The following is a 10587-nucleotide window of genomic DNA, read 5'->3' as shown; positions in this document are numbered from 1 at the left end:
AGGCCGAAGCCCACGTCCGCCCGTCCTTCCTGCACGGCCACGGCGACCTTGTCGCTGGAGAACTCCTGCTCGTCATACCCGTTGATCTGGTCGGGGTACAGCCCCGCGGCCACCAGCAACTGATCGAACAGCAAACGCGTGCCCGAACTGCGCTGGCGGTTGATGAAGCGCGCTTGCGTGCGCGCCAAGTCCCCCAGCGACTGCACCCGCCCGGCCCATTCCGCCGACATCATCAGCCCCTGCTCGCGATCAGCCAGGGCGATCAGGCGCACCGCGGTCGGGCGCAACCACTTGCGCAGTGTCTGGTGCGCGATCGAGCCCGCACCCTGCTGCGGGGCCACATAGAAGCCGGCCACTTCGCATTGTTTTTCCTGCAGGCAGATCAGCCCTTCAACGGCGCTGCAGAACACCGTATCGATGTGTGCCCCGTGGCTTTGCCGCGCAAACGTCTCAGCCAACACTTCCACGGCCGGGTCATGGCTGCCCGAGAACCGGATGCGCGCCTGCGACTGGGATGCGTCTTCCAGCTCCGACAGGAACTGGCCCATGGCTTGGTGGAGCGCCGGATCGAGCTGCTCGCGCAGGCGCATCTCGGCGCGGAGCATGCGCTCACCAAAGAGCGTAAGCGACGCACCCCGGCCGCGCTCCATGTCGAGCAGCGAGCGGCCGAGCATTTCTTCCCACGCGCGCATCACCCCCCAGGCGTGCCGGTACGACAGGCCCACCTGTTTGGCCGCCCTGTGCAGCGACCCCGTCTCGCGCACCGCCCGCAGCAACTGAAACACCTTGCCATTGGCGCGCGGGTTGTCGTCCGGCCCCACCACCGGAAATACCTCGAACTGGAATGTCATTATGTTTATGGTTTCCTATTTACTTCCGCCGGGCCCCAGGAGAACAATTCTGCTCATCCTCGGGGCGGGCTTATCGTGGCCGCTGGCTGCCCCTGACGTTGCCGACATCATGCAGCATCCGACATAAAGCGTCCACGCCTTCCCGCACCCCCCACAACATGCCTGGATTGTCCCAAACCCTTCGGCTGTCTGCAGTCATCTGCATGACACTCGCGGTCGCCACTGCTGCATATGCTGGCGATCTCCGCATGGCCACCACCACCAGCACTGAAAATTCCGGCCTGCTGAAAGTCCTGTTACCGAAGTTCGAAGCGGCCACTGGCATCCATGTGCAGGTGATTGCCGTTGGCACCGGCAAGGCGGTCAAGCTGGGCGAATCGGGGGATGTCGATGTGGTGCTCGTGCACGCCCGCCCACTGGAAGACGCCTTCGTCGCCTCAGGCGGCGGCATTGACCGCCGCGACGTGATGTACAACGATTTCCTCCTCGTCGGCCCCGAGACAGACCCGGCTCACGTGCGCGGCCAGAAGAACGTCATCCAGGGGATGGAGACCATTGCCGCGGCGGGCGAAAAAGCCGGCGCCAAGTTCATCTCGCGCGGTGACAACTCCGGCACCGACGTCATGGAAAAGGCTTACTGGAAGACAGCCAACATCGACCCGAAGGGCAAGCCGTGGTACGTCAGCGCGGGGCTCGGCATGGGCGAAGTGCTGAACATGGCCGCGCAGATGAACGCCTACACGCTTTCGGACCGCGCAACCTACGGTGCCTACCGTGCCAAGACGGGCCTCGACATCGTGCTGGCCGGAGACCCGCGCATGTTCAATCCCTACGGCATCATCGCGGTCAACCCGAAGAAATACCCCAGCGTCAACTACACCGACGCGACCAAGCTGATCGAATGGATCACGTCACCAGCCGGTCAGCAGGTAATTGCCGGCTTCAAGGTCAACGGGGAACAGGTGTTTTTCCCTGATTACGGGAAGTCCGTCACAAGCGGAAAGTAACGCGGCCCGGCGGCATGGCAAAGCGGCGGCGGTGTCGCGTCAAGCCACCGCCGATTCCAACTGCGAATGCTGCGGCAACTCTGCCGCCACCTCGCCGATCATCCGGCGCAACCACATCACATCGGGCGCTGCGTGGCTGCGCTCATGCCAGAGTTGGTAAAAGCGCATCTTTGGGAACGCCATAGGCGGCGGGAGGATGCGGATCGGCAAATACTGGGCGCAGTGCGCGGCGAACTGGCGGCCGGTGGTGAAGACCAGATCGGTGCGCATCAGCACATATGGCACCAGCCCGAAGTACGGCAGCGACACCTGGATCTGGCGCTTGAGCCCCTGCTCTGCAAGTGCCTGATCGATCATGCTGCGCTGCATGACGGCATACGGCGCGGGCGCCAGATGCGGCATCTCCACATAGTGCTTGAGCGAAATGCCCTTGCGCGCGAGCGGGTGCTGCGCCCCCAGCATGCAGACGACTTCATCGTCGAACAGCGGTGAAATATGCAGATGTTCGGGCGGCGACAGCCAGTTGCCGATCACGAGGTCCATGCCGCCCTGCTCCAGTGCGGCCAGGTAATCGACGCCGGCATTGAGCGGATGCACCACCAGCTTGGCTTGCGGGGCCTGCTTGCGCAGACGCTCAACGATGTTGGGCAGGAAGAAGGCATCGAGATAATCCGGTGCACCGAGGTGAAACGTGCGGGTGGTGTTGCCGGGGTCGAATTCCTGCGACGGGCGGGCGATGCGCTCCATCGCCTCCAGGCTCTGCTGGGCGAGCGCCAGCAGATCATGGCCGCGCTCGGTCGGCACCATGCCGTTCTTGCCACGCACCAGGATGGCGTCGCCGGTGATCTCGCGCAGGCGCTTGAGCGTGTTGCTGATGGCCGGCTGTGACTGGCCGAGCTTGACCGCCGTGCGCGTCACGCTCTGCTCGGTGAGCAGCGTGTAGAGAACGCGCAGGAGGTAGGTATCGAGGTGATCTTTGCCGTGCATCTGGAGGCGGGTAACGGCTGCGCCGACCCTTCTAAAAGAAGTGCTTGGGGACGCTGTCAGTGTATGTCACCTGCACGCCGCGCCGCCAGACCGCTACCGGCGGGTATACCCCGGATTTTGGCTTTCCGATGCGGGTTATCACATGGGCCAAATATTGCATTCCTGGCCCGGTGCTATGGTTCCGTTACACACACAAACAGGCGTAGAACCCCCATGGAGACTCAGCCCATCCGCTTCTTCCACCGCGGCCAGGTCCGCACCGTCACGGACGCCCCGATCACTCGGACGGTGCTTCAATACCTGCGTGAGGACGCACACTGCACCGGTACCAAGGAAGGTTGCGCCGAAGGCGATTGCGGTGCATGCACCGTGGTGCTCGGCGAGCTGCAGGAAGACGGCAGCGTCGGCCTGAAGGCCGTCAACGCGTGTATCCAGTTCCTGCCCACGCTGGACGGCAAGGCGCTGTTCACCGTGGAAGACGTGCGCGGCATGGACGGCACGCTGCACCCCGTGCAAGAGGCCATGGTGGAGTGCCACGGATCCCAGTGCGGCTTCTGCACGCCGGGCTTCGTCATGTCGCTCTACGCCCTGTACGAGAACACCGGCAATCAGGCGGCGATCCCGTCGCGCCAGACCATCTGCGATTCGCTGACCGGCAACCTGTGCCGCTGCACCGGCTACCGCCCGATCATCGACGCTGGCGAACGCATGTTCGAACTGCCCGCGCCGGCAGGCATCGACCGCACGCAGTTGGCCGACACGCTGCGCAAGCTGCAGCGCCAGGACACCTTCAGCTATGCACCCGTCGGCACAGAGAACGCACCGCGCTTCTACGCGCCGCGCACCGCATCGGCCTTTGCCGCCATCAAGGCCGCGCATCCGAACATCCGCATCCTGGCCGGCAGCACCGACGTCGGCCTGTGGGTCACCAAGCAGTTCCGCGATCTGGGCGACATCCTGTACATCGGCCAGGTAGCCGACTTGTACGCACTGGAAAAGCGTGACGGCTGGATCGAGATTGGCGCGGCCGTCTCGCTGGAAAAAGCCTACGAATTCCTGGCCGCCGACTACCCCGAGACGACCGAGTTGTGGAAGCGCTTTGCCTCGCTGCCGATCCGCAATGCGGGCACGCTGGGCGGCAACATCGCCAACGGCTCGCCGATCGGCGATTCGGCACCCGCGCTGATAGCCATCGGCACGCGCGTCGTCCTGCAGCGTGGCGAAGTCCGCCGCGAATTGCCGCTCGAAGACCTCTACCTCGCCTATCAGAAGAACGCGATGGAAGAAGGCGAGTTTGTTGCCGGCCTGCGCATCCCCGCGCGTGAGGGCCGCGATGCTTTGCGCTTCCGTACGTACAAGCTGTCCAAGCGCTTTGACGAAGACATCTCTGCCGTGTGCGCGGCGCTGGCCATCGAGCTGGACGGTGACATGGTGCGCAGCGCACGCATCGCTTACGGCGGCATGGCAGCAACTTCCAAGCGCGCCGCTGAAACCGAAGCCGCCATCGTCGGCCAGCCGTGGAACGAAGCAACGGTGCGTGCTGCCATGGCAGCCATGTCGCGCGATTACACCCCGCTGACCGACATGCGCGCGACCGACAACTACCGCCGCATATCGGCTGCCAACACGGTGTACCGCTTCTGGCTGGAAACCCGCACAGATGCGCCGCTCACGCCCGAACAGATCAATGTGCGCGCGGTCGAATTGAATACCCTCACAGCAGCGTAAGAACATGAACAAGCAAACCGAAGCCTTCCTGCTGGCTGAAGCCGATATTGCTGCCGCCATGCCTGATCAGCGCGGTGCTGTGGTGGGCATTTCGCGCCCGCATGAGTCTGCGCACCTGCATGTCGCGGGCACTGCCACGTACACCGACGACATTCCTGAGCTGGCCGGCACGCTACACGCGGCGCTCGGCATGAGCACGCAGGCGCATGCGCGCATCGTCAACATGGATCTGGATCGCGTGAAGGCCGCGCCGGGCGTGGTGGCGGTATTCACATCAGCCGACATTCCGGGCACGAACGATTGCGGGCCGATCATCCACGACGACCCGATCCTCGCCACCGACACCGTGCACTTCATCGGCCAGCCGATGTTCATCGTGGTGGCCACGTCGCACGATGCGGCCCGCCGTGCGGCGCGTCTGGGCAATATCGAATACGAAGTCCTGCCCCCGCTGCTGACGCCTGAAGAAGCGCGTGCCGCCGGCAAGTCCGTGCTGCCGCCGATGCACCTCAAGCGCGGCGAACCGGCTGAGCGCATCGCCTCTGCACCCCACGCTGAAGCCGGCAAGATGTCGTTGGGCGGGCAGGAGCAGTTCTACCTCGAAAGCCAGATCTCGTACGCCGTGCCGAAGGAAGACAACGGCATGCACGTGTGGTGCTCGACGCAGCATCCGACCGAGATGCAGCACATGGTGTCGCACATGCTGGGCTGGCATGCCAACCAGGTGCTGGTCGAATGCCGCCGCATGGGCGGTGGTTTCGGCGGCAAGGAATCGCAATCCGGTCTGTTTGCCTGCTGCGCTTCACTGGCGGCGTGGAAACTCGCCTGCCCCGTCAAGCTGCGTCCGGACCGCGACGACGACATGATGATCACCGGCAAACGGCACGACTTCCGCTTCGCCTATGAAGCCGGCTACGACGACGACGGGCGCATCCAGGGCGTCAAGGTCGACATGACCTCGCGCGCCGGTTTCTCGGCCGACCTTTCAGGCCCCGTGATGACGCGCGCCATCTGCCACTTTGATAACGCCTACTGGCTGCCCGAGGTGGAAATCGACGGCTTCTGCGCGCGCACCAACACGCAGTCGAACACCGCATTCCGCGGCTTCGGCGGCCCGCAGGGCGCGTTCGCCATCGAATACATCATGGACAACATCGCGCGCTCGGTCGGCAAGGATGCCCTCGACGTGCGCCGTGCCAATTTGTACGGCAAGGACAAGAACAACGTCACGCCATATGGGCAGACCGTGGAAGACAACGTCATCCATGAGCTGCTCGACGAACTGGAGGCGACATCCGACTACCGAGCCCGCCGCGAAGCGATTCGCGCATTCAATGCGACCAGCCCGGTGCTCAAGCGCGGCTTGGCGCTGACGCCGGTGAAGTTCGGCATCTCGTTCAACGTGAAGCACTTCAACCAGGCCGGCGCACTCGTGCACGTCTACAACGACGGTTCGATCCTCGTAAACCACGGCGGCACCGAAATGGGCCAGGGCCTGAACACGAAGGTCGCGCAGGTCGTCGCGCATGAACTGGGCGTGTCGTTCACGCGCATCCGCGTGACGGCCACCGACACCAGCAAGGTGGCCAACACGTCGGCTACGGCTGCATCGACAGGCAGCGACCTGAACGGCAAGGCCGCGCAAGACGCCGCACGCCAGATCCGCGAGCGCCTGATCGCGTTTGCCGCCGAGCATTACGAAGCGCCCATCGAAACGGTGGCGATCGTGGGCGACCATCTGGAAATCGGTGCACGCCGCGTGCCGTTCAACGAACTGATCGGCAAGGCCTACGTTGCGCGCGTGCAGTTGTGGTCCGACGGCTTCTACGCCACGCCCAAGCTGCACTGGGATCAAGCCAAGCTCAAGGGCCGGCCGTTCTACTACTACGCCTATGGCGCGGCAGTCTCGGAAGTGGTGGTCGATACGCTCACAGGCGAATGGCGGCTGTTGCGCGCCGACGTGCTGCACGACGCCGGTCGCTCGATCAACCCGGCCATCGACATCGGCCAGGTGGAAGGCGCGTTCATCCAGGGCATGGGTTGGCTGACGACCGAAGAGCTTTGGTGGAACAAGAACGGCAAGCTGATGACGCACGCGCCGTCCACCTACAAGATCCCGACGGTCAACGACTGCCCGCCGGACTTCCGCGTGAACCTGTTCAACAACGCCAACGTGGAAGACAGCATCCACCGTTCTAAGGCGCTGGGTGAGCCGCCGCTGCTGCTGCCGTTCTCGGTGTTCTTCGCCATTCGCGATGCAGTGGCTGCGGTTGGCGATGGCCGCACGAACCCGCCGCTGAATGCGCCGGCCACCAGCGAGGAAATCCTCAAGGCCGTGGATGCGATCCGCAGCGCCCCGCTGACCGCCTGAGTTGGGAGACACCATGGACCACACGCAACTGCGCCCATTCCGCTTCGCCGATGTGCTTGCCACCGTGCAGGCCGGGCAGCCATGCGTGCTGGTCACGGTGACGGACGTGCAAGGCTCTGCGCCGCGAGAACCGGGCACGCTCATGCTGGTGGGCACCGACGGCTTCTTCGGCACCATCGGCGGCGGCCACCTGGAATGGCGCGCGATGGAAATTGCGCAGGCGATGATGGACGTGCCCGAAGCCACCGGCGAAGCGCGCCGTCAGTTCGTACGCATTCCGCTTGGGCCGGCACTCGGCCAATGCTGCGGCGGCGTGGTCCGTCTGTCGTTAGAGCGCCTCGACGCGCGTGATGTGGACTGGATCGCCCTGGCCGATGACGCCATGCGCCAACGCCGCAGCCTGCGCCGCTTTGTCTCCGCTGATCCTGCGGTAGCGGTTGAAGCAAGCGTGGGCGACGCAGCTGCGGCCGGCGTGCAATTCGACGCCTGCGGATTCACCCAAACCGTGCTGCCGCCCGACATGTCGATTGTGCTGTGCGGCGCGGGCCATGTCGGGCACGCGATCGTGCGCGCGCTGGCGCATCTGCCCTGCCGCGTGACATGGGTGGACGAGCGCGATGCGATGTTCCCGTTTCCAGCGGAAGTGCCGCCGAACGTCGTCATCGAATCCACCGATACGCCGGAAGCCGTGATCGATCACGCGCCCGCCGGCAGCTACTTCCTGGTCATGACGCACAACCATGCGTTGGATCTCGCGCTGTGCGAACGGATCATGCGCCGCACGGACTTTGCCTACTTCGGCCTGATCGGCTCCAAGACCAAGCGCGCGCGCTTCGAGCACCGCATGGTCGAGCACGGAGTGGACCCGGCACGCCTGCCGGAAATGGTGTGCCCCATTGGCGTGGCGGGCATCGTGGACAAGGCGCCGGATATCATTGCGGTATCCGTCGTCGCGCAACTTCTGCAGGTGCGGGAGCTGCAACAGCACGCGCTCACCAGCGCCAGCAGCGGCGCGGCGGTCCCTTACCGAGTCCCCACGCCTGTCTAATCATGCCGATTTCCACCGCGCTTGCAGAACGCATCGCCACCAGCCCGAAAGCTGAACTGCACATCCACATCGAAGGCTCGCTCGAACCCGAACTGATGTTCGCGCTGGCTGAGCGCAACGGCGTGAAGCTGCCGTATGCGTCCGTCGAGGAAGTGCGCGCCGCCTACGCCTTCGACGATCTGCAGTCGTTCCTCGACCTGTATTACGCCGGCGCCAGCGTGCTGCTTACCGAGCAGGATTTCTACGACATGACCGCCGCGTACGTGGCACGCGCACTCGCCGACAACGTCCACCACGCCGAAATTTTCTTCGACCCCCAGACGCACACCGCGCGCGACGTGCCCATGCATGTCGTCATCCACGGCATCGTCCGCGCATTGGATGACGCCGAGCGCGAGCACGGTTTTTCCAGCGCGCTGATCCTCTGCTTCCTGCGCCATCTGAGCGAGGAAGACGCATTCGACACGCTCGAAGCGGCCCTGCCCTACATCCAGGACCCGGCCAACCGCATCATCGGTGTGGGGCTGGATTCATCCGAGCGTGGCAATCCGCCGGAGAAGTTCGCGCGCGTGTTCGCGCGCTGCAAGGAGCTGGGCCTGCACCTGGTGGCGCACGCCGGCGAGGAAGGCCCGGCGCAATACGTGATCGACGCCCTCGACATCCTCAAGGTTGAGCGCATCGATCACGGCGTACGCGCCATCGACGATGCCGCACTCGTCAAGCGCCTCGCCGCCGAACGTATCGCGCTGACGGTCTGCCCGCTCTCGAACGAGAAACTGAAGGTCTACCCCGACTTGCGCGACCATTCGCTCAAGCAACTGCTGGACGCCGGCTGCGCTGTGACGCTGCATTCCGACGATCCGGCCTACTTTGGTGGCTACATGAACACCAACTGGCTCGCCACCTTCAATGCCCTCGACCTGTCTGCGGCCGATGCGCACACGCTCGCACGCAACAGCTTCGAGGCGTCCTTCCTGCCCGAACAGGACAAAGCCCTGTGGCTTGCCAAGGTCGACGACCACTGGAAAGCCACACACTAAAAATCTACGAAACGACGATGACCACGATGCCCCCGACTTCCAACAACGTTCACGCTTACCGCGGCCGCGTGCTGCATTTCCTGCACGATCCGCAGTATCGCGAGCGCGATGCCTATGAGTACTGGGAAGACGGCTTGCTCGTAGTCACGGGCGGCAAGGTCGTGCAGGCCGGCGACTACGCGGCACTGCGCGAGAACCTGCCCGCCGGCACGCAACTGCACGATTACAGCGGCAAGCTGATCGTCCCGGGCTTCATCGATACGCACATCCACTTCCCGCAGACGGACATCATCGCGTCGCCGTCGCCTGGCCTGCTGCACTGGCTGGAGACATACACCTTCCCCGAAGAGCGCCGCTTCGAGAGCGAGCAGTACGCCGCTGGCGTCGCATCGTTCTTCCTCGACGAACTGCTGCGCAACGGCACGACCAGCGCCATGGTGTGGAGCACCGTGCATCGCAGCTCGGCCGAGACGCTGTTCACGCAGGCCCAGCAACGCGGCATGCGCATGATCACCGGCAAGGTGATGATGGACCGCAACTGCCCGGAATATCTGCGTGACACGGCCGAATCGGGCGCCCGCGACACGGCTGACCTGATCTCCCGCTGGCACGGCAAGGACCGTCTGGCCTACGCCATCACACCGCGCTTTGCGCCCACGTCAAGCGAAGCGCAACTGCAAGCGTGCGCAGAGCTCGCCAAGCAATACAAGGACGTCTTCATCCAGACGCACGTCGCAGAAAATCCCGACGAAGTGAAATGGGTGGCCGACCTGTTCCCGAACGCACGCAGCTACCTGGACGTCTACGACCGTTACGGCCTGCTGCGCAAAGGCGCCTTTTACGGCCACGCCATCTGGCTGGACGACGGCGACCGCCAACGCATGGCCGAATCCGGTGCAGCCGTGGCGCACTGCCCCACGTCCAACCTGTTCCTGGGCAGCGGCCTGTACAACTTCCACAAGAACGACGCGCACCGCCTGGCGCTCACGCTGGCCACTGACGTTGGCGGCGGCAGCTCGTTCTCGATGCTGCGCACGATGGGCACGGCGCATAAGGTCGCGCGCATGGGCGGCTATCACCTGACCGCCCTGAGGATGTTCTACCTGGCCACGCGCGGCGCCGCTGAAGCGCTGGGCTGGGAAGACCGCATCGGCAGCTTCGTGCCGGGCGCGGAAGCCGACTTCATCGTGCTGGACTCGGCAGCGACGCCGCTGCTGGCCCGCCGCAATGCACGCTCGGAAACGCTGGAAGAGCTGCTGTTCTCGCTCGCACTGCTGGGCGAAGACCGTGCCGTATCCGCCACTTACATCCAGGGTGAGCCGGCCAAATTCGCGGTTGGCGCCAACGCCTGATGCACTTATAATCCTCGCTCCCATTGGGGAGTAGCCGCCCGGGGTCGATACCCTGGGGGCCACGTCAACAGACTTGACCGCTGTCGCAATGACAGGTGGTTATGGCGTGGTCAGCCGCACTCAGGGTGCCACCCCGGCACCCGGTGACGCGCCTGGCGAGACCGATGACAACCCACTGCGGACAGGGCCGGCAGTGGCGCGTC

8 protein-coding genes and 1 riboswitch are annotated in these 10587 nt (G+C 64.5%); of the genes, 6 read left to right on the top strand and 2 right to left on the bottom strand.

All coding sequences use genetic code 11. The features are described from left to right. The coding region (locus tag ACTJK4_RS09080) for a substrate-binding domain-containing protein (RefSeq protein ID WP_440817589.1) at positions 1-851 on the bottom strand (851 nt) is incomplete at its 3' end. A 158-nt stretch (positions 852-1009) separates the two neighbouring features. Between ACTJK4_RS09080 and ACTJK4_RS09075 the strand changes: the two genes are divergently transcribed. After that, positions 1010-1858 (top strand): substrate-binding domain-containing protein, encoded by an 849-nt coding sequence (locus ACTJK4_RS09075; RefSeq protein ID WP_232040486.1) that lies wholly within the window; start codon positions 1010-1012, stop codon positions 1856-1858. A gap of 39 nt (positions 1859-1897) precedes the next feature. Here ACTJK4_RS09075 and ACTJK4_RS09070 read toward each other — a convergent pair whose 3' ends face one another. Next, positions 1898-2845, bottom strand: coding sequence for a LysR substrate-binding domain-containing protein (locus tag ACTJK4_RS09070; protein ID WP_065858913.1), 948 nt, complete (start codon positions 2843-2845; stop codon positions 1898-1900). Positions 2846-3058: 213 nt separating this feature from the next. Between ACTJK4_RS09070 and xdhA the strand changes: the two genes are divergently transcribed. Genes xdhA through guaD form a run of 5 tightly spaced genes read left to right on the top strand, consistent with a single transcriptional unit; the run spans position 3059 to position 10384 of the window. Then, positions 3059-4573 (top strand): xanthine dehydrogenase small subunit, encoded by a 1515-nt coding sequence (gene xdhA / locus ACTJK4_RS09065; RefSeq protein WP_440817585.1) that lies wholly within the window; start codon positions 3059-3061, stop codon positions 4571-4573. 4 nt (positions 4574-4577) lie between these two features. Further along, entirely contained in the window at positions 4578-6944 is a 2367-nt protein-coding gene (xdhB, locus tag ACTJK4_RS09060; protein ID WP_440817583.1) for a xanthine dehydrogenase molybdopterin binding subunit, read from the top strand. Positions 6945-6957: 13 nt separating this feature from the next. Then, positions 6958-7992, top strand: coding sequence for a xanthine dehydrogenase accessory protein XdhC (gene xdhC / locus ACTJK4_RS09055; RefSeq protein WP_232040489.1), 1035 nt, complete (start codon positions 6958-6960; stop codon positions 7990-7992). Positions 7993-7994: 2 nt separating this feature from the next. Further along, positions 7995-9032 (top strand): adenosine deaminase, encoded by a 1038-nt coding sequence (locus ACTJK4_RS09050; protein WP_440817580.1) that lies wholly within the window; start codon positions 7995-7997, stop codon positions 9030-9032. A gap of 17 nt (positions 9033-9049) precedes the next feature. After that, the gene (gene guaD / locus ACTJK4_RS09045; RefSeq protein WP_440817577.1) at positions 9050-10384 is read left to right on the top strand and encodes a guanine deaminase; all 1335 of its coding nucleotides are present in this window, start codon (positions 9050-9052) and stop codon (positions 10382-10384) included. Positions 10385-10397: 13 nt separating this feature from the next. Continuing rightward, positions 10398-10567, top strand: a riboswitch (yybP-ykoY riboswitch). Positions 10568-10587: the final 20 nt, after the last annotated feature.

Origin of the sequence: Ralstonia sp. 22111, from assembly GCF_052045895.1 — a bacterium.
Lineage (GTDB): Bacteria > Pseudomonadota > Gammaproteobacteria > Burkholderiales > Burkholderiaceae > Ralstonia > Ralstonia wenshanensis.
This window is presented reverse-complemented; position numbering and strand designations above follow the sequence as displayed.